This is a genomic window from Shimia ponticola (genome assembly GCF_007995215.1).
Taxonomy (GTDB): domain Bacteria; phylum Pseudomonadota; class Alphaproteobacteria; order Rhodobacterales; family Rhodobacteraceae; genus Shimia_B; species Shimia_B ponticola.
In genome coordinates this window covers 407419-425714 of the sequence record NZ_VCDK01000005.1, presented here as the reverse complement: position 1 = coordinate 425714, position 18296 = coordinate 407419, and the positions used below count along the sequence as shown (strand labels likewise).

At 58.5% G+C, this 18296-nt stretch carries 19 protein-coding genes; 4 read left to right on the top strand and 15 right to left on the bottom strand.

The annotated features are described in order from the left end of the window. Positions 1-36: 36 nt before the first annotated feature. The 4 genes from FE702_RS12255 to pip all read right to left on the bottom strand — a co-directional run bounded on the left by FE702_RS12255 (position 37) and on the right by pip (position 5165). Positions 37-1689 (bottom strand): ABC transporter ATP-binding protein, encoded by a 1653-nt coding sequence (locus FE702_RS12255; RefSeq protein ID WP_147126592.1) that lies wholly within the window; start codon positions 1687-1689, stop codon positions 37-39. Positions 1690-1870: 181 nt separating this feature from the next. Then, positions 1871-3070, bottom strand: a complete 1200-nt coding sequence (locus FE702_RS12250; protein WP_147126591.1) for an ABC transporter permease — start codon at positions 3068-3070, stop codon at positions 1871-1873. Further along, positions 3067-4065: an ABC transporter permease gene (locus tag FE702_RS12245; protein ID WP_147126590.1), complete on the bottom strand. Its 999-nt coding sequence runs from the start codon at positions 4063-4065 to the stop codon at positions 3067-3069. Before FE702_RS12245 ends, FE702_RS12250 begins: the two co-directional genes overlap by 4 nt. A gap of 131 nt (positions 4066-4196) precedes the next feature. Continuing rightward, positions 4197-5165: a prolyl aminopeptidase gene (gene pip, locus FE702_RS12240; RefSeq protein ID WP_147126589.1), complete on the bottom strand. Its 969-nt coding sequence runs from the start codon at positions 5163-5165 to the stop codon at positions 4197-4199. Positions 5166-5229: 64 nt separating this feature from the next. Here pip and ubiG point away from each other — a divergent pair, with 64 nt between their 5' ends. Beyond that, complete coding sequence (gene ubiG / locus FE702_RS12235) at positions 5230-5976, top strand: bifunctional 2-polyprenyl-6-hydroxyphenol methylase/3-demethylubiquinol 3-O-methyltransferase UbiG (RefSeq protein WP_147126588.1); 747 nt, start codon at positions 5230-5232, stop codon at positions 5974-5976. Here ubiG and FE702_RS12230 read toward each other — a convergent pair. The 4 genes from FE702_RS12230 to FE702_RS12215 are packed head-to-tail and all read right to left on the bottom strand — an operon-like array spanning position 5973 to position 8284. After that, positions 5973-6416 (bottom strand): MarR family winged helix-turn-helix transcriptional regulator, encoded by a 444-nt coding sequence (locus FE702_RS12230; RefSeq protein WP_147126587.1) that lies wholly within the window; start codon positions 6414-6416, stop codon positions 5973-5975. The two genes, ubiG and FE702_RS12230, sit on opposite strands and share 4 nt — an antisense overlap. 5 nt (positions 6417-6421) lie before the next feature. Next, positions 6422-7273, bottom strand: a complete 852-nt coding sequence (locus FE702_RS12225; protein WP_147126586.1) for a carbon-nitrogen hydrolase family protein — start codon at positions 7271-7273, stop codon at positions 6422-6424. A 3-nt stretch (positions 7274-7276) separates the two neighbouring features. Further along, a complete protein-coding gene (grxC, locus tag FE702_RS12220; protein WP_147126585.1) occupies positions 7277-7534 on the bottom strand; it encodes a glutaredoxin 3 in 258 nt (85 codons plus the stop codon). A 33-nt stretch (positions 7535-7567) separates the two neighbouring features. Continuing rightward, positions 7568-8284: a ComF family protein gene (locus FE702_RS12215; RefSeq protein WP_147126584.1), complete on the bottom strand. Its 717-nt coding sequence runs from the start codon at positions 8282-8284 to the stop codon at positions 7568-7570. 30 nt (positions 8285-8314) lie between these two features. Between FE702_RS12215 and FE702_RS12210 the strand changes: the two genes are divergently transcribed. Together FE702_RS12210 and hemH are read left to right on the top strand one after the other, a co-directional pair. Beyond that, on the top strand, positions 8315-9172 hold the full coding sequence (locus FE702_RS12210; protein ID WP_147126583.1) for a class I SAM-dependent methyltransferase: 858 nt from the start codon (positions 8315-8317) through the stop codon (positions 9170-9172). Positions 9173-9230: 58 nt separating this feature from the next. Then, complete coding sequence (hemH, locus tag FE702_RS12205; RefSeq protein WP_186827089.1) at positions 9231-10304, top strand: ferrochelatase; 1074 nt, start codon at positions 9231-9233, stop codon at positions 10302-10304. 82 nt (positions 10305-10386) lie between these two features. Here the strand turns inward: hemH and FE702_RS12200 are convergent, their stop codons facing one another. Both FE702_RS12200 and FE702_RS12195 read right to left on the bottom strand, forming a co-directional pair. After that, complete coding sequence (locus FE702_RS12200; RefSeq protein WP_147126581.1) at positions 10387-10575, bottom strand: hypothetical protein; 189 nt, start codon at positions 10573-10575, stop codon at positions 10387-10389. Between the two features lie 147 nt (positions 10576-10722). Then, positions 10723-11331 (bottom strand): L,D-transpeptidase, encoded by a 609-nt coding sequence (locus FE702_RS12195; RefSeq protein ID WP_430303223.1) that lies wholly within the window; start codon positions 11329-11331, stop codon positions 10723-10725. Positions 11332-11489: 158 nt separating this feature from the next. Between FE702_RS12195 and dalA the strand changes: the two genes are divergently transcribed. Next, positions 11490-12059 carry a divisome-associated lipoprotein DalA gene (gene dalA, locus FE702_RS12190; RefSeq protein WP_147126579.1) on the top strand — a complete coding sequence of 190 codons (570 nt, stop codon included), beginning with the start codon at positions 11490-11492 and terminating at the stop codon, positions 12057-12059. A gap of 8 nt (positions 12060-12067) precedes the next feature. Here the strand turns inward: dalA and FE702_RS12185 are convergent, their stop codons facing one another. From FE702_RS12185 to FE702_RS12165, 5 genes are all read right to left on the bottom strand, one after another. Further along, positions 12068-12559, bottom strand: coding sequence for a L,D-transpeptidase family protein (locus FE702_RS12185; protein WP_147126830.1), 492 nt, complete (start codon positions 12557-12559; stop codon positions 12068-12070). 67 nt (positions 12560-12626) lie between these two features. Next, positions 12627-13394 carry an ion transporter gene (locus FE702_RS12180; RefSeq protein ID WP_147126578.1) on the bottom strand — a complete coding sequence of 256 codons (768 nt, stop codon included), beginning with the start codon at positions 13392-13394 and terminating at the stop codon, positions 12627-12629. 2 nt (positions 13395-13396) lie between these two features. Then, positions 13397-14599 carry a class I SAM-dependent RNA methyltransferase gene (locus FE702_RS12175; RefSeq protein WP_147126577.1) on the bottom strand — a complete coding sequence of 401 codons (1203 nt, stop codon included), beginning with the start codon at positions 14597-14599 and terminating at the stop codon, positions 13397-13399. Continuing rightward, positions 14596-16437: an ABC transporter ATP-binding protein gene (locus FE702_RS12170; protein WP_147126576.1), complete on the bottom strand. Its 1842-nt coding sequence runs from the start codon at positions 16435-16437 to the stop codon at positions 14596-14598. Before FE702_RS12170 ends, FE702_RS12175 begins: the two co-directional genes overlap by 4 nt. After that, entirely contained in the window at positions 16434-18281 is a 1848-nt protein-coding gene (locus FE702_RS12165) for an ABC transporter ATP-binding protein (RefSeq protein ID WP_147126575.1), read from the bottom strand. Before FE702_RS12165 ends, FE702_RS12170 begins: the two co-directional genes overlap by 4 nt. Between the last annotated feature and the right edge of the window lie 15 nt (positions 18282-18296).

The window sequence follows — 18296 nt, the reverse complement described above, 5'->3', positions numbered from 1 at the left end:
CAACCTGTTTCTCTTCTCAACAGGTCAGAGCGATTCTCATCCCATCTTATCAACTGCTGCGTCGCCGATGTTATCAACTCCGCGTTCAGCAAGCAGATTATCCAGCCAATCCGGGTCCATTTCCGGCACCGACGACAAAAGCAGGTCGGTATATGGGTGGTGGGGCGGCTGGAACATATCGTTCTTGAGTCCCTGTTCGACGACCTTGCCGTCTTTCATCACCACCACCTCATCAGCGATGGCTTTCACCGTCGCCAAATCGTGCGTGATGAACATATAGGATAGTTTCAGGTCATCTTGAAGCTTGGCGAGAAGCCGCAGGATCCCTTCGGCGACCAATTGGTCGAGCGCCGAGGTGACTTCATCGCAGATGATGAACTTGGGTTCAGCAGCGAGCGCCCGCGCAATACCGATCCTCTGTTTTTGGCCACCAGACAGTTCAGAGGGCAGTCGGTCGATATATTGCGACGGCTCAAGTTCAATCTGATCCAGCAGTTCTTCAACCCGCTTGCGTTTCGCGGCACCTTTCAGGCCCAGATAGAATTCGACCGGACGCCCGATAATGTCCCCGATCTTGGAGCGGGGATTCAGGGCTGTGTCAGCCATCTGATAAATCATCTGCGCCTGACGCAACTGGTCCTTGGTCCGTTTGCGGTAGTCCAGCGGCAGAGGTTGCCCATCAAACTCAATATGACCCTGTTTCGGCGGCAAAAGACCTGTGATGCAGCGCGCGGTGGTCGATTTGCCCGAGCCGGATTCGCCCACCACCGCAACAGTGCGACCTTCGTGAATGTCAAAGCTGACATCATGCAACACGGGCACAGTCCCGTATGCTGCTGTCACGTTATGGACGCGCACAACCGGCGTGGCATCAACCGCCACCGGCGGCTTTTGCGGGCGTTCAAAGGACCGGACCGCCCAGAGGGATTTGGTGTAATCCTCTTTCGGCGCGCTCAACATAGTGCGCGTGTCGGCCTCTTCGACCTCATCACCTTTGAGCAGGACTTTGATCTTGTCGGCCATCTGCGCCACGACGGCGAGGTCATGTGTGATGTAGATCGCGGCTGTGTTGTACTCTTCCACGATCTCACGGATCGAGGCGAGCACTTCGATCTGCGTGGTTACGTCAAGCGCGGTGGTTGGTTCATCAAAGATAATCAGGTCCGGGCGGCAGGCCATGGCCATGGCCGTCATCGCACGTTGCAACTGACCCCCTGACACCTGATGCGGATAGCGGAAACCGATGCTGTCAGGATCAGGCAGGCGCAGCTTGCGATAAAGCTCGATCCCGTCGTTTTCCGACTCGGACTTGGACATCACACCGTGCTGCGTCGGGCCTTCGGTATGCTGATCGATCAGCTTGTGCGCCGGATTGAACGAGGCAGCGGCAGACTGCGCCACATAGGCGATGCGTTTGCCCAGAAGTTGCCGTTTCACATTGGCGGACGCGTTCACAAGGTCGATACCGTCGAATTCGACGCTACCCCCGCTGATGCGGCAGCCATCGCGCGTAAAGCCCATGGACGCCAGACCAACAGTCGATTTCCCCGCGCCGGATTCCCCGATGAGGCCAAGCACTTCGCCCTTTTTCAAATCAAGGTCGACGCCGTTGACGATCTGGTTCCAGGTTTCGTCAGCGCGGCCTTCGATCTTGAGGCCCCGAACTTTAAGGAGGAGGTCGTTATCCATCAGCTGAGCCATCCTTTGTCCCGGTGGGCACCACCGGGACGCGCCCGACCCTCCCCCCGGGAGGGCGCATTGGCGATGTCACCAGCAGAACGCACGGCATTCATGCTTTGAGGTTGCACGTTAGAAGTACGTTGCGTGCGCCCACCCAGGGTCGGACGCGTCCCTTTGGAAACGGAACAAATCATTCCTTCAACCCCGACGATTTGTGCAACATCCAGTCGACCACAAAGTTCACCGCGACGGTCAGCAGAGCGATGGCACCAGCAGCCAACAGCGGGGCCGAGGCAACCTGCGGCGCAAAGGCAGCAAAGTTGATGAACTGCGACAGGTCACGCACCATGGTGCCCCAGTCAGCCAGCGGTGGTTGGATACCCACACCTAGGAATGACAGCGACGCGATCGTGAGGAACACAAAGCAGAAGCGCAGACCAAATTCAGCCAAGAGTGGCGCAGTCGCGTTCGGCAGGATTTCCTTGAAGATCAGGTATCCCAGACCTTCACCCCGCAACTTCGCAGCCTCAATGTAGTCCATCACTACGATGTTCAGACCTACCGCCCGTGCCAGACGGAACACGCGAGTTGAGTCAATCACAGCAATGATCACCACCATGAAATACGTCCGGTTGATGCCAAACTCGTTCGCCCAGACTGTGGCGATGGTCATCAAGAGCAGCGCAAAGATCAGAGCTGGGATCGCCATCAGAACATCGACCGTCCGCGAGATTACCTGATCCAGCCAGCCCTGTAGTGTCGCGGCAAGGAAACCGAGAGACCCGCCGATGAAGAATGCCAGACAGGTAGTTGCAAACGCGATGCCCACGGTGTTCTGCGCGCCATAGATCAGGCGGCTCAGGATATCGCGGCCGATCTGATCAGTGCCCAGCGGGAATTCGGGATTACCGCCCATCGCCGGGTTGCCTCCCGGAACAACGTTGGCGCTGCCCAGCACCTCTTCCTGCCCATAGGGAGCGATCAATCCGGCAAAGATCGACACGATGGCATAAATCAGGATCACGAGGATGCCGAAGGCTGCCGTCACCGGCATGTTGCGGAACAGTTTGCGCGTGCCAGCCGTCCCCACATACTGCCCCAGCAGCCTGAACACCCAAGCCGCGGCAGCAAAGAGCACAAAGCCATGCACCGCCGTGCGGAAGAAGAAATAGGTATCAACCGGTGTCCGCTCAGCCGTCACCGACAGGTAATAGGTATAAGCCAACCAAGCTAGGATCACCGCACCGATCACATAGCCGTAGGCCACGCTCAGCGGCATATCCCGCCACTTTGGCGCGTTGCCTGTTGCAGACTGCAAACCGGCACGCATGGCCCAGGCAACCGGTGCTGCCGCGACCACAACGGCAAGGATCATCATCCATGTGCTCATTTCGGGTGCCTCAGACGTGGGTTGGACAGGATCGAGAGAATGTCAGCCATCAGGTTCAACAGGATATACGCCGCTGCGAAGATCAGGCAGCAGGCCTGAACCACCGGGATATCGCGGTTCTTGACGCTATCCACAAAGAGCTGACCGATGCCCGGATAGACGAACACCACCTCAACGACGACCACGCCTGTGATCAGGTATGCGAGGTTCAACGCGATCACGTTGATGATCGGCGCAAGCGCATTTGGCAACGCGTGGCGCACGATCACACGCATCGGGCTGATCCCCTTGAGCCGCGCCATTTCGATGTAGGGCGATGCCAGCAGGTTGATGATCGCCGCCCGCGTCATCCGCATCATATGCGCGGTGACGACCAGCGTCAGCGTCAGTGCCGGCAGCAGCGTCATGCGAATGCGCTCGGTCAATGCCATCTCGTCATTTACCAGCGACAGAACAGGCAGGATCGGATTGATGACGGCGAGGAAGAGAATCAGGATGTAAGCCAGAAAAAACTCTGGCGACGAGATCGACGTCAGGGTCGAGATGTTGGCGACGCGGTCGAACACCGAATTGCGATAGAGCGCCGCGAGAACACCGATGGTGATCGAGAACGGCACAGCAATCAGCGCCGTCAGACCTGCGAGGAAAATGGTATTGCGGAACCGAGGACCCAGCATCTCGGCAACCGAGCCCAGACCGCTGCCTGCATCGCTGCCTGCAAATTCAGCAAACTGCGCCTGGCTGTAAGCCGTGCCGAAATCAAACCGCACCGCACCGGCGAGCCATTCGAAATACCGCGTCAGGTAAGGGCGGTTCAAACCAAGGTCTTCGCGGAACGCGGCAACCGCTTCGGGCGTAGCACCTTGTCCCAAAATGGCCTGTGCGAAATCGCCCGGTAGCGCATTCACGGCAACAAAGATGACGATCGAGACGACCAGAAGGGTCAACAACCCCAATCCGAGTCGTTGCAAAATAATCCGTCCAATGGATCCCACGGCTTCGGGTACCCCGCGTCCCTGCTTGTGTTCTTTTCTTGCCCCTCACGGTACTAGTCAAATGCGACCTGTAAAGCGCCGATTTGCGACTTTGGCCCCTGTCCGGCGCACATAGGTCCAGTTGGCGGGAATTAAGGGGCTAAACTGTCCATAATCTGCACAAGCGACGCTGAAATTCCCGGCTCGCTCAGCGCGTGACCCGCGCGGCCGATGAATTCGATTTGTGACTTTGGCCATGCCTGAGAAAGCGACCAAGCAGCCTTTGGCGGGCAGATCATGTCGTAGCGACCCTGAACGATGAAACCGGGGATGTGCTTGATCCGGTCGATCCGTTTCAGGATTTGACCATCCTGTTCAAGGAAACCTGCGTGGTAGAAGTAATGGTTCTCTAGTCGTGAAAATGCGCGCGCATATTCTGCCGGGCTATCCCCTGTACTGCCATTGCTGGCCATGGACGCCAACGCGTTTTCCCACGCAGCCCACGCGCGGGCATACCGGGTTTCCTGCATCAGATCGCCACTGAACAAGCGGCGATGATAGGCCCCGATCAAATCATCCCGTTCATCTTCGGGGATAGGTGCTACGAATTTGGCCCAGACATCTGGCCAAAACTGACCCGCGCCACCGGCATAAAACCAATCAAGCTCGGCCTTGGTCATCAGGAAGACGCCCCGCAAAACGAGCGCGGCGACATGATCTGGGTGCTCTTCAGCATAAATCAGCGATAGGGTCGCGCCCCATGATCCGCCAAAGACGATCCACTGATCGATCCCAAGCGTTTTGCGGATCAATTCCATGTCGGCAACAAGGTGCCATGTCGTGTTGGCCGTTACACTTGCGTGGGGCCGCGAACGTCCGCAGCCGCGTTGATCAAAAAGAATGATCCGGTATTTCGCCGGGTTGAAATAACGCCGCATGGCAGGTGAACAGCCGCCACCGGGACCGCCATGCACCACAACGACCGGAATACCGTCCGGTTGCCCGCATTGTTCGACATAGACGCGGTGTCCGTCCCCGACATCCAGCATGCGCTGATCGAAGGGGTCGCTCGGCGGATACAGATATTGCACCGCGCGCTTTTGACCTGCGTTTCTGTCCATAGTGTCCCTATATAGCGTGCTATGTGCCGCAACCACCTGCGTCACAACCGTAACGGAGCCTTACATGCACGCAACTGCCAACACCGTCGATCCATCGGAAATCGCAAAATTCGAAGCGATGGCTGCCGAATGGTGGGACGAGAATGGCAAATTCAAGCCGTTGCACATGCTGAACCCGACCCGGTTGGATTATATCACAACCCAGATCGCTGCGGAATTCGGTCGGGACACACGCCAACCGAAACCTTTCGCGGGCCTGCGCGTGCTCGACATCGGGTGCGGTGGCGGGCTGCTTTGTGAGCCTATGGCACGTTTGGGCGCGACTGTGGTGGGGGCAGATGCCGCTGGCGGCAATATTCCTGTGGCTCGCGTTCACGCGGAACAATCAGGTCTGGACATTGATTACCGCCATACCACCGCCGAAGCACTGGCCGACGCGGGTGAGCAATTCGATGTTGTTCTGAACATGGAAGTCGTCGAGCACGTCGCCGATCCGTTGGCCTATCTCACCGCCTGCCAGCAACTGTTGAAACCCGGCGGGCTGCACATCTGCTCCACCATCAATCGCAATCCCAAAAGCTTTCTCTTTGCGATCATCGGTGCAGAATACGTGATGCGGTGGCTGCCGAAGGGTACCCATGAGTGGGATAAGTTCATCACGCCGGATGAACTGTTTGACTTGCTGGGAAATGCCGGGCTCGACCCGCTTGATCGCATGGGCTTTGTCTTTGACAAAATCCGTTGGGAATGGAGCCAGAGCCCCCGCGACCTGAGCGTGAACTACGTCACGGCGTCGCGCAAATCCGCCTAATCCTGCTCGACCAAAGACACGCGCATCTCACGCAGAACCGGGACCATGGCACGTGCCTGATCGGCACCCACGCTGCTGACGACATTCCGGATGATCGGACCAATGGCCGCCATCGCTGCGTCGCGGGCATTGCGACCCGCAGGGCTGATCGTGACAAGCTTGCGCCGCGCGTCGTCCCAATCAGGACGGACATGGATGTAACCAGCCCATTCCAGTTTGCCCAATGTGTTCGTCATCGCGCCGCGGGTCAGGTGAAACGTTTTGGCCAATTGCGCCGGAGTCCGTTCGCCGCCGACATGGGCAAGGTGGTTCAAAACCGTGAAATGAGACAACTCCATGCCCTTGGGCAGCACCTTGGACACACGGTTGCGCACCATCTGATCGATGCTGAGGATTTCCGAAAACAAGGAAACTGAAATCGAGTCGAGAGATTCTGTCATAGGCTTTAACTGTCGGATGCCACCAAGCTCGGCGCGTTGAAAGCCCTGTCATGCTGAAGCGACGGGACGCGCCGACGCGCAATATCGACCTGTGACAGGTCAAGATCAATGACGTGTAAGCCCACCACATCACCAGCATCCAAAAGCACGTCTCCCCATGGGGCGACCACAAGGGAATGACCGTATGTGTCGCGCCTTGCACCCGCCCGCACGCGATGTGACCCGCTTTGGGCCGGGGCCAAGACGAAACATCCCGTTTCAATAGCCCGCGCGCGCAGCAACACTTCCCAGTGTGCTTGCCCGGTGGGCACAGCAAACGCTGCCGGGACGGTGATCACCTGCGCGCCGGCCTGTGCCAGCGCCCGGTGCAAATATGGAAAACGCACGTCATAGCAGATCGTCAGCCCAAGACGGGCAAACGGCGTCTGAGCCACAACAGCATCTGCGCCGGGGCGGTAGCCTTCGGATTCCCGGTAAGCTTCGCTATCGGACAGTGTCACATCAAACATGTGCAACTTGTCATAGCGCGCCTGAACAGATCCGGAGTCATCGATCAGGATGGATCGGTTGGCAAACCGCCCATCAGCATCACCCGTCAGCAAGGCAAGCGACCCCAAGAGCACCCAGATTCCATGTTCGCGCGCCGCCGCCTGAATCGCGGCAAGCGTTGTGTCATCTTCTTCCAGCGCAAGCACGGCTTGCTGGTGGCTCCGGCTGGACGAGACACAATTCGACACCTCTGGCGTCAGCAGAATATCGGCGCCAGCGGCCTTGGCATCAACAACAGCTTGAACCAGCACTTGTCGGTTCTCGGACACATCGTCCGAACTGTTCGTTTGAAGCAGGGCCGCACGCATCCGTCAGGCCGCCAGCAATGGATCAAGCTTGCCAGCGCGCTCCAGAGCATAAAGGTCATCGCAGCCGCCAACATGCGTCGACCCGATAAAAATCTGAGGCACCGTCCGCCCGCCATTGGCGCGCTGGGTCATCTCGGCTTTTTTCGACGGGTCTTTCATCACGTCAATCTCGGTAAAGCCCACGCCCTTCTGTGTCAGCAGGCGTTTAGCCGCATGACAGAACCCGCAGATCGGTGTGGTGTAAATTTCGACTGGTTGCATGAAGTTTGGTCCGTTGTGCATTCGGACCTTTACCTAGGCGTCTTTCGCCGCCCGTGCCAGTGTCAGCATGTGAACCGATGCAACGCCGCCGCGACGGAGAACCTGGGTCGCCTCGGTCAGCGTTGCGCCGGAAGTCATGACATCGTCAATCAAGAGCACCTGAGCGCCCTTCAGGGCGGCCTGCCAACGTGGGTGGATCGTAAACGCGTTCTCAAGCATGCGCTCGCGCGCCTCTGGGGACATACGGTCCAGCGAAGCCGTTCGCTTGATCCGCCGCAAGGCGTCCGGCGCATGGGTCAGACCCGCTTGTTTGGCGATGCAACGCGACAACAGCGCCGCCTGATTGTAGCGCCGCCGCACGAGGCGCGTCCAATGCAAGGGCACGGGCACGACGATGGCACCCGCCATGATCATGTCGCGCCCCCGTTGCACCATCCATGCAGCCAAGGGTTCGGCCATATCCTCTCGATTGCCATGTTTGAACGACAAGACCAGCTTGCGCCCGTTCCCGCGATACAGCATCGCCGCGCGCCCGCCGTCCCATGGACGGGGCGTTTTCAGGCAATCATCGCAGTCCGAGACCTCGTCAGGCCGCCCACCCATCAAGGGTGTACCGCACTGGCCACAAACCGCGCCCTCGATGAACGGCGTATCGCGCCAACACGGGCCACATATGCCATGCCTCCCCTCGACCCGTTCATCACATGACACACATTGCCCAGGGTAAATCAGCCTCACGGCACCTTGCATGATACCCTCCTTCTGCGTAGGCCGCTGCCCATGTCTCAACCGCCCAAGCTTTTTGATCGCAAGGCCATTGCCCAGCGCCGCGCCCGCGCTTCACGCGTGCCTGCGACCGAGCGCTTCCTGCACGCTTTGGCCCGCGATGAGGTCGAGGAAAGACTAACAGAGGTTAACAGGACGTTTACCAAGCCGGTCGTCGTCACCGGGTTTCCCGAAAACTGGGACATGGCAGCGGAGATAGCATCCGACCAAGAGACCCTGCCACTGGCCGAAGGCGCGCATGATCTGGTCATCCACGCCCTGTCACTACACGCACAAAACGATCCGGTCGGACAACTGATCCAATGCAGACGTGCTTTGCAGGCCGACGGTCTCCTGATGGCCGTCCTCTTCGGCGGTCAGACCCTGCATGAATTACGCACGGTCCTTGCCACAGCCGAAAGCGAGATCAGTGGCGGGTTGTCCCCGCGCGTCACACCCATGGGCGATGTACGCGATCTGGGTGGACTGTTGGGGCGCGCGGGATTTGCATTGCCTGTCGCCGATACGACCGTCGTACCGGTCACCTATCCATCCCTTGCCGCATTGGTCCGCGATCTGCGCGCGATGGGCGAAACCAACGTGCTGGCCAATCGACTGCGTCACCCAACGCGGCGCGCTGTATTCAAACGCGCCGAAGACTTGTATCAAGAACACTACGCGGATGAGGACGGACGCTTGAAAGCCACCTTCGAACTGGTCTTTCTGACCGGCTGGGCTCCTGATCCTTCGCAGCAACAACCTTTGCGCCCCGGATCGGCAAAGGCGCGGCTCGCCGACGCGCTGGGCACCGCCGAGTTCGACCCAAACGCGAACCCGCCAACCCTGACTGGGCCAAATGGTCGCAAAGATTGACCTTTGCCCGGTTCCCTATAGGTGAAGGCCTGAGTTTATGACTTCCGGAACAGACACGATGTTTGACGCAAAATCCGATCCTTCCATGGATGAAGCGCGCTGCCCGGTCCATGCCGCGCCAGACCACCCAAAGGTGAAGCCTGCCAAGGTAGGTATCTTGCTGGCCAACCTCGGGACGCCCGACAACTATGATTACTGGTCCATGCGCCGGTATCTGAACGAGTTTCTGAGCGACAAGCGCGTCATCGACTACAGCCCGTGGATCTGGCAGCCCCTTCTGCAGCTTGTCATCCTGACCAAGCGTCCGTTTTCATCCGGCGAAGCGTACAAGTCGATCTGGAACGAAGAGCAGGGCGAAAGCCCGCTGATGACGATCACCAAAGACCAGACCGCCAAGATCAAGGCGACCATGGAGGCCGAATACGGCAATCAGGTGATGGTCGATTTCTGTATGCGCTATGGCAATCCGTCGACCAAATCCAAGGTCCGCGAGATGGTCGAGGCAGGATGCACCAAGATCTTGTTCTTTCCGCTCTATCCGCACTACGCCGGCGCGACATCGGCGACCGCTTGTGATCAGTTCTTCCGCGCTTTGATGGAGGAAAAATGGCAACCGCTAACGCGTACGGTCGAGCCCTATTTTGAGCATCCGATGTATATCGAGGCGTTGGCCCAATCTATTGAGCGCGCCTACGAGAAAATCGAGAATCGGCCAGATGTGCTGGTGTGCTCCTACCACGGCGTCCCGAAACGCTACCTGATGGAAGGCGACCCGTATCACTGCCAGTGCCAGAAAACGACGCGCCTCTTGAAAGAGCGGTTGGGCTGGGATGACAGCGAAATCATCACCACCTTCCAAAGCCGCTTTGGCCCGGAAGAATGGCTAAAGCCTTACACCGTCGAAGAGGTCGCGCGCCTTGCGGAGACCGGCAAGAAAAAGATCGCCGTCTGCGCACCAGCCTTCAGCGCGGACTGCATTGAGACGCTCGAAGAAATCAACGAAGAGATTCACGAAAGCTTCGAAGAAGCCGGTGGTGAGGAATTCACTTATATCCCGTGCTTGAACGACGACGATGCGCATATCGCTGCGCTCAGCCAAGTCATTCGCGAAAATCTGGGCGGCTGGGTGTAAATCCAGCACCGGAACAATCCCCAGAAAAGAATAAGGGCGGCGCCATCGGCACCGCCCTTAAATTTTCAAATAAGCTTAAAGCTTACGATGCAGCTGCTGCAACCAGTGCCAGAACGATCAGTGGAACGATCAGGCCTGCCGACGACGAGCCGCCAGTTTCTTCAACAGTTTCGATCACAACTTCTGGCTCGATGATTGGAGCTTCCATACCACCGGCGTGTGCGAACGATGCTGCGCCTGCGAATGCTGCGGCGAGAACGAGTTTCTTCATAGTTTCCTCCAGTAATTGCGTCCGGTCACAAATGTTGAGGGCGACCGAACACACCCAAGACTTACCTCGTAATGCGGGTAAAGCAGCAAAAGTTGCGCATTGCAAACCCCACTTCGCGCGCGAATACAGCCGATCGCCCGAATGTCGTCAAATTAGCAACACTTGAGCGCCGTTTTGGACCATCCCGTAAAGCTCGGCGATGTGTTCGTTGTACAAACCGATGCACCCGTTGGACGACCGACGCCCAATTTTGCGCGTATCGTGGGTGCCGTGGATTCGGTAATACGTCCAGCTCAGATAAAGAGCGTGCGTTCCCAACGGATTATCCGGTCCTGGGCCCACAAAATCCGGCCATTCTGGATTGCGTTCCTTCATCGCCGGCGTTGGACGCCAGCTTGGTCCTTCGACCTTGCGAACAACAGAGGTCCGGCCCCGGCGCGTGAGGTCTTCGGTCAGCGGCACCGATGTTGGATAAAGCTTGTAGATCGACTGATCCTCGGACCAGTAATGCAATGCGCGGCTGTCGATATCGACCAGAATCGCCCCGCCCCGCGTGTTGTCAAAATAGGGCTGCCAATCCAGCGTCCGGAAGGCAGACACATTGCGCCGTGTGGTCGTGTTCAGGTCACCTTCGATCTCGACCGTGTCACCGGGAATCGACGTGCCATCAACGCTTTGTGCAATGGCGGGCGCAGCCAGCAGGGCGGACGACCCGGCCAGAAAATTACGGCGTCCAAAGGTTGTCTTTGTCATCATCTCACTCGTTTTGGTTCTGCCTCTGCCGCGCATATTATGGCGCGAAAGCCGCAGTCGCAATTCAAACGGGCGTTATGTCGCCCACGCACGGGATTGTGGGTTGGAGACAACTGCCCCGCCCGTTTAATCAGGCGCAAGAAGAAAAGGGACGGGCAGTAATGAAAAGACGCGCGCTAATACTGGGGCTTCCGGCACTTTTGGCAGCCTGCGCAAGCGGCTCAGGGCGGGTCGCAGTTGGCTCTGATGGCCGACCTTTGCAGCGCCTGTATCGCATTCGTCCCAAAGACTTGGGCGATATTCAGTTTCGCCTGCTGGACGGCGTGAACACGCTGCGCGGAGCGGCAGGCGTGCCGCGTGTCGAATTGAACGCCGCGCTCAACGCAGCCGCAGCCACCCATTCGCGCGACATGGCGATTCAGAATCGGCCGTGGCACTTTGGATCGGACGGATCGTCGCCCATCGACCGTATCAACCGGGTGGGCTATCAGGGTATCCTGATCGGCGAGACGATCTCGGAAACCTACGAGACCGAGCTTGAGACGCTGGGCGCGTGGATGCAAGAGCCACAGACGCGAACCGTCATCCTGGACGACCGCGCGCGCGATCTGGGCTTTGGATATTTTCAGGAAGACAACGGCAAGATCTGGTGGACCATGGTCCTTGGCGCACCGGGCCAGCAGACCGTGGTTCAGCCGAACGTCGCAGCCGCCGGTATCCTGTCCGGCTGACCCCCACTTCAGGGATAAATCTCAATCGGCGTGCCGACGTTCACCATCGCATAGATTTCTTCCATCTCGCGATTGGTGACGGCGAGGCATCCCCATGTCCAATCATCTGCCTTGCGGAATTTGCGAGGCGTACCATGAATAAAGATGTCACCGCCCGGTGACTTGCCCAGCGCGGCAGCCTCGGCCCGGTCTTGATTGTTGGGATAGCTGATCCCGATCGACAGGTGGAATGACGAGTTCGGGTTCTTGCGGTCGATGAAATAGCGACCCTCTGGCGTCTTGCCGTCCCCTTCGATGAACTTGTCTCCGACCGGCGCAAACCCAAGCTCGAAATCGTAGGTTTTTAGGATCTGGTCGTGGTGAAGCAGAACGAGCTTCCGCTCCTCCTTGAACGCCATGACATAGGTGACTTCGGGTCCGTTATAGGTCTGAAATTTGCCGCCACAGGCCGCAAGAAGACACAAAACACCCGTCAAAAGAAAATAGCGCACTGCCCGCATCATCGTTACTCATATTGTCTTGCAGCACCCTACCAGAAACCGCTCGATCCTGCTGCACACATTTGCTTTAGTCGCGCTTCTTGAGCGCCTCTTCAATGGCGGAAAGCCGCGCAAGCACGTCTTCGCGATAGGTATCGGTGGCGGCGTTGGCCTCTTGCGCGTGGGCGTCCTGCATCGAGTTCACGATCAGACCGACCAACAAGTTCACCACGGCAAAGGTGGTGACCATGATGAACGGCACAAAGAACGCCCAAGCGTAGGGATAAACCTCCATCACAGGACGCACGATACCCATCGACCAGCTTTCCAGCGTCATGATCTGAAACAGCGAATAAAGCGAGCGTCCCAAGGTCCCGAACCAATCGGGGAACGAGGCCGCGAAGAGCTTGGTCGCCATCACAGCGCCGATGTAAAACATCATCCCCATCAACAGGAACACAGAGCCCATACCGGGCAGCGCGCTGACAAATCCTTCAACAACCCGGCGCAGTTGCGGGGCGACCGAGATCAAGCGCAACACCCGCAAGATACGCAAGGCCCGCAGGACGCTTAGCCCACCTGCGGCGGGTATCAGGGCGATCCCAACCACCGCGAAATCGAAGACATTCCAGCCACTCCGGAAAAACGCAAACCTGTAGGCAATCAGCTTGGCCAAAATTTCGATGATGAAAATGCCAAGGCAAATGCGATCCAAGGCGATGATAAACGGACCATAAAGGTCCATGATCGGCTTGGACGTCTCAAGACCGAGGACGATGGCGTTAAAGATGATCACACCCATGATCACGTTGCCCACAATGGGCCGTTCGATCCAATTCTTAACGGCGTCGCGCATCCTTAATCCCTGCTGAAGCTTGCTGCGATCTCCACATGATGTGACCATCTGAATTGGTCAACCACATCGACCCAATTCAAGCGATAGCCAGCATGTATCAGCGCCTCGGCATCGCGGGCGAATGTAACAGGATTACAGGACACTGCCGCGATTTTGGGCAGGGTTGAAATCAGGATTTCGGCTGTCTGCGCCTCGGCCCCGGCTCGGGGCGGGTCGATAATCGCCGCATCGAACCTGTTCAACTCATCGGCTATCAGCGGGCGACGAAACAGATCGCGCGTCTCAAAGGTCATGTGATGTAAACCCTGCCCTTGCCGCCATGCAGTTTCTGCCGCAGCCGTCAGATCACGGTCGCCTTCGACCACATGCACATCAGCCTTGCGCGCGGCTGGAAGCGAAAACGTCCCGCAGCCAGCAAACAAATCAACCACGGTCTTCGCATTGCCCAGCGTCTCGGACACACAGGCCATCAAGGCCGCCTCGCCATGCGCGGTCGCTTGCAAAAACGCGCCCGGCGGCGGGAGCAACGGCCCCAGCGTCGGAACCGCCTCCTGACCGATTAACTCCCCATTCACGGACAGCCGGATCACCCGGTTATCACGCGCCCAGATCATCAGGTCCATGGTCTCTTGCGGAGTTGGAGTCTTGGCCCCGTCGATGGCCAAATCAAACCCGTTTTCAAGCTCGGTCACCTGAAACCCGACCTCGGCCTTGCGGGACCCAAGTCGCACCGTCAGCTCGCGCAGTGGATCGACAAGCGCCGCCATGGAAGGCGTCACGACCAAACACCGATCTGCATCGGCAATCTGCGTGGCACCACGCCCATGAAAACCAACAATTGCCCCGGTCTTGGTGCGCTTTCCCGAAAACTTTGCCCGCCGCCGCGAACGCGTTGGTGATGTGTGCAGCGTGCGGATCGGCGCGTCCAACCCCCGCGCCTCAAGCGCGGCGCGCACGATCCCTGTCTTCCACTCCGCGACGAAGCTGTCTGATGCATGTTGGACCGAGCAGCCGCCACAGGTGTTGTACACAGGGCAAGGTGCTTTCACGCGATGCTCAGATGGCGTCACGATCTTGGGTTTGACCAGTGTGTCACCTTGGATCGTGCCATCCACGATCTCACCCGGCAGGGCACGTGGAACAAAGACCGGACCTTCCGCGATCCCGTCACCCTGATGGCCAAGGCGCGTGATCGTAATGCTCATTCGGCCGCATCCTGAAGCGACAGGAACCCGCCCGACTGTCGGTGCCAATACCGCGCATAGAGCCCACCCCGCGCCAAAAGGTCAGCGTGGGTACCTTCCTCAACGATCTGGCCTGCATCCATCACGAGTATCCGATCCATCTGCGACAGCGTGCTGAGCCTATGGGCGATGGCCAGCACGGTCTTTCCATCCATGACCGTCTCTAACGCAGCTTGAATCTGGGCCTCAACCTCGGAATCCAGCGCGGATGTCGCCTCGTCCAGCACAAGGATCGGCGCGTCCTTCAGGATGGCACGCGCCAGCGCGATGCGCTGACGTTGACCGCCTGACAACTTTACGCCCCGTTCCCCTAAATACGCGTCATAACCTTCGCGCCCCATGTGGTCGCGCAAATCCTTTATGAAGTCATGGGCCTCAGCCGCAATCGCAGCGGCGATCACCTCATCCTTGGTGGCATCAGGGCGGCCGTAACGGATGTTGTCCCACGCCGAGCGATTGAACATCGCCGTTTCTTGCGTGACCATCCCGATATGCTGGCGTGCGCTTTCCTGTTTGATGGATTGCAGGTCCTGTCCGTCCATCAGAACGCGGCCCTTCTCCGGATCATACAAACGCAACATCAGGGCCACGAGCGTCGATTTCCCCGCGCCGGATGCACCAACCAACCCAACCTTTTCGCCGGGCTTGAGGGTCAGCGAGATACCATGCACCCCGTTCCGGTCACTGCCGTAGGTATAGCTCAGATTGTCAAATGTGACCTCACCCTGACGCAGTTCGAAATCCACGGCGTCTGCGCGATCAATGACAGTCGGTCTAGGGGTAAGCGTCCGCATCCCGTCTTCGACCTCACCAATATTGGAATAGATCGCCATCAGGGTGAAACTGACCCAACCCGTCATCTGCGCCAGACGGATCGACACGGCCCCGGCAGCTGCAATATCGCCAGGAGTAGCACTTCCCGCCTGCCACAGCAGAACCGCGCCACCGATCAACATCAGCGGCAAAATCCCAGCAATCCCCATCAGCGCGAAACGGAACACCGATGAGATTGCACCGTAGTCGAGCATCCGCAGGCGCAGCGTCTCCATCGCGTCTAACGCGACGCGGTCTTCGTGTTTGGAATTGGCGAAGAGTTTGACCGTTTTGATGTTGGTAATCGTGTCAACGATCTGGCCACCCATTGCGGCACGGGCTGCGGCCCTTGATTTGGACTTAACCCGGAGACGCGGCATGAACCACGAGATCATCCAAAGATACGCGCCAACCCAAACCAGCATCGCAAGGCCCAGCCGCCAATCCAGCGTCAGGATCAGCAAAAGCGACCCAACAACCGAAGCGACGGCGAAGAACACGACATTGATGACTTCGACGATCACGTTTGTCATGGCGTTGGTCGTTTGACCCTGTTTCGCCGCAATCCGCCCCGCGAAATCGTTGTCAAAGAACTCCACGGGCTGGTTCAACGTCCAACGATGCAGGCGTGCGGTGATCTTGGTCGCGATCTGTGGCGATACCACCAGCCCCTGCCACGTCGCCGACAGGCCAAAAATCAGCGGGCGAAAGCCGATGAAAAACGCAACGAATGCCAGCAGAAGCACCCAGTTCTCGGAAAAATACCCGGCGGGATCACCCGCTGCCGAGTCGATCACCTGCCCCAGCAGATAAGCCGTCCAGACCTCCGTCGTCCCAGCCAAAGACGAAATAACCGCGGCGAGGATCAGCATCGGCCACGCGCCCTTCACCCCCCACAGGAAAAAGGCAAACAGCGTCTGTGGCGGTGGTCCCTCGGCCCGTTTGAACGGGTCGATCAGGCCCCCCAGCTTTTCGGTCAATGTCATTCGGCGGCTACCTCATCGGTCGTCAGGAAGCCCCCTGACTGGCGCTCCCAGAAGCCTGCATATAGGCCGTTTTGCGCCAAAAGCTGCGCATGGGTGCCGTCTTCGACAATACGGCCCTGATCCATCACCAGAATGCGATCCATCTGGGCAATCGTGGACAGACGGTGGGCAATGGCGATCACCGTCTTGCCCTCCATCATGCCGTAGAGCGTTTGCTGGATCGCGGCTTCGACCTCGGAATCGAGCGCACTGGTCGCCTCGTCCAAGAGCAGGATCGGCGCGTCCTTGAGGATGACACGCGCCAAGGTGATCCGCTGCCGTTGGCCGCCCGACAGCTTGACGCCCCGTTCCCCCACATGCGCCTCAAGTCCCTTGCGGCCCTGCGGGTCTTCGAGGTCCTGAATGAACTCCCAAGCTTCAGCTTGTTTGGCGGCGGCGATTACCTGATCCTCAGTCGCCGTTGGATCGCCGTACAGGATGTTGTCCCGAACCGAGCGGTGCAACAAAGCGCTGTCCTGCTGGACCATGCCAATCGCCTTGCGCAGGCTGTCTTGCCGCACGGTCGCGATGTCCTGACCATCTATCAGGATTTGACCCGTTTCGGCATCGTAGAACCGCAGAAGCAGCTTAACGAGTGTCGATTTCCCGGCGCCCGACCGCCCGACAAGACCGAGCTTTTGCCCCGCCGGTATCGTCAGGTCGATCCGATCCAACCCACCCGTTTGGCGGCCATAGTGGTGGGACAGACCCTGAACCCTGATCTCGCCCGCCGTAAGCCGCAGTTCATTGGCTCCGGGCTGATCCACCAGCGTAATCGGCTGCGCAATTGTTTCCATCCCTTCGGACACAACGCCTAGGTTTTGGAAGAATGACGTCAACGCCCACATGATCCATCCGGTCATCGCGTTCAGCCGCAGAACCAAAGCCGACGCTGCTGCAATCAACCCAATGGATGCGCTGCCGCCGGTCCATAGAAAGATCGCCCAACCAACAACCGCCACGATCAGCAACCCGTTCAAGACGGTCAGAATGACATCCATCGTGGTGAAAATGCGCATTTCGTGTTGGAACGTCGTGCGCGCCTTTTCGATGGCTTCCTTGGCGAACTGTTCCTCATGGTCATGATGAGCGAACATCTTGACCGAGTGGATGTTGGTGTAGCTGTCGACCACCCGACCGGTCACAGCGCTGCGTGCGTCGGACGATGCCTTTGATGCAGGGCCAATCCGCTTCACCGTCCAGACAACAAGCCACGCATATAGCGCGAGCCAGATTGCCAGCGGCAGCATCAGGCGCGGATCAGCCGCCGAAAGAAGGATCGCCGCGCCGATCACGTAGGCCAGCGCATAAGCAATCGCGTCGAAAACCTGAAACACCGCCTCGCCCGCGGCCGGCGGTGTCTGCATGATCCGGTTCGCAATGCGGCCTGCGAAATCATTTTCAAACCACCCAACCGACTGGCGCAGGACATGCCTATGCGCACGCCACCGGATCAGAGTGCCGATATTGGGCATCAGCGTATTGTTAAGCAGGAACACATCCAACGCCTGCACCGCAGGCCGCGCCAACAGGATAAAGACCGTCACGACAATCATCTCAGTGCCGTATTGCGCCCAGAACTGCTCTGGCCCGACGGTGCCCAACACGTCCACGAGCCGCCCCACATATCCGATCAGCCACAACTCGATCGCCGCGACCACAACGGCCAGCACCGCAGCAAGGACAAAGACCCACTTAAACGGTGCCAGATACTCGTTGAGAAACGGCCACAGCTTTTGCGGCGGCGTATCGTTCTCGGGATAAGGCGCGTATGGATCGATCAGCTTTTCAAAGAAGCGGAACACGGGGAATGACCTTTG

What these genes read in the sequence shown, in the direction of transcription:
- FE702_RS12175 (WP_147126577.1), bottom strand. Translation starts at nt 14,599, where the DNA reads ATGAGCATTACGATCACGCGCCTTGGCCATCAGGGTGACGGGATCGCG.
- FE702_RS12255 (WP_147126592.1), bottom strand. Translation starts at nt 1,689, where the DNA reads ATGGATAACGACCTCCTCCTTAAAGTTCGGGGCCTCAAGATCGAAGGC.
- FE702_RS12210 (WP_147126583.1), top strand. Translation starts at nt 8,315, where the DNA reads ATGTCTCAACCGCCCAAGCTTTTTGATCGCAAGGCCATTGCCCAGCGC.
- FE702_RS12225 (WP_147126586.1), bottom strand. Translation starts at nt 7,273, where the DNA reads ATGCGTGCGGCCCTGCTTCAAACGAACAGTTCGGACGATGTGTCCGAG.
- FE702_RS12215 (WP_147126584.1), bottom strand. Translation starts at nt 8,284, where the DNA reads ATGCAAGGTGCCGTGAGGCTGATTTACCCTGGGCAATGTGTGTCATGT.
- grxC (WP_147126585.1), bottom strand. Translation starts at nt 7,534, where the DNA reads ATGCAACCAGTCGAAATTTACACCACACCGATCTGCGGGTTCTGTCAT.
- FE702_RS12195 (WP_430303223.1), bottom strand. Translation starts at nt 11,331, where the DNA reads ATGATGACAAAGACAACCTTTGGACGCCGTAATTTTCTGGCCGGGTCG.
- FE702_RS12170 (WP_147126576.1), bottom strand. Translation starts at nt 16,437, where the DNA reads ATGACATTGACCGAAAAGCTGGGGGGCCTGATCGACCCGTTCAAACGG.
- dalA (WP_147126579.1), top strand. Translation starts at nt 11,490, where the DNA reads ATGAAAAGACGCGCGCTAATACTGGGGCTTCCGGCACTTTTGGCAGCC.
- FE702_RS12200 (WP_147126581.1), bottom strand. Translation starts at nt 10,575, where the DNA reads ATGAAGAAACTCGTTCTCGCCGCAGCATTCGCAGGCGCAGCATCGTTC.
- ubiG (WP_147126588.1), top strand. Translation starts at nt 5,230, where the DNA reads ATGCACGCAACTGCCAACACCGTCGATCCATCGGAAATCGCAAAATTC.
- FE702_RS12250 (WP_147126591.1), bottom strand. Translation starts at nt 3,070, where the DNA reads ATGAGCACATGGATGATGATCCTTGCCGTTGTGGTCGCGGCAGCACCG.
- hemH (WP_186827089.1), top strand. Translation starts at nt 9,231, where the DNA reads ATGTTTGACGCAAAATCCGATCCTTCCATGGATGAAGCGCGCTGCCCG.
- FE702_RS12180 (WP_147126578.1), bottom strand. Translation starts at nt 13,394, where the DNA reads ATGCGCGACGCCGTTAAGAATTGGATCGAACGGCCCATTGTGGGCAAC.
- FE702_RS12185 (WP_147126830.1), bottom strand. Translation starts at nt 12,559, where the DNA reads ATGCGGGCAGTGCGCTATTTTCTTTTGACGGGTGTTTTGTGTCTTCTT.
- pip (WP_147126589.1), bottom strand. Translation starts at nt 5,165, where the DNA reads ATGGACAGAAACGCAGGTCAAAAGCGCGCGGTGCAATATCTGTATCCG.
- FE702_RS12230 (WP_147126587.1), bottom strand. Translation starts at nt 6,416, where the DNA reads ATGACAGAATCTCTCGACTCGATTTCAGTTTCCTTGTTTTCGGAAATC.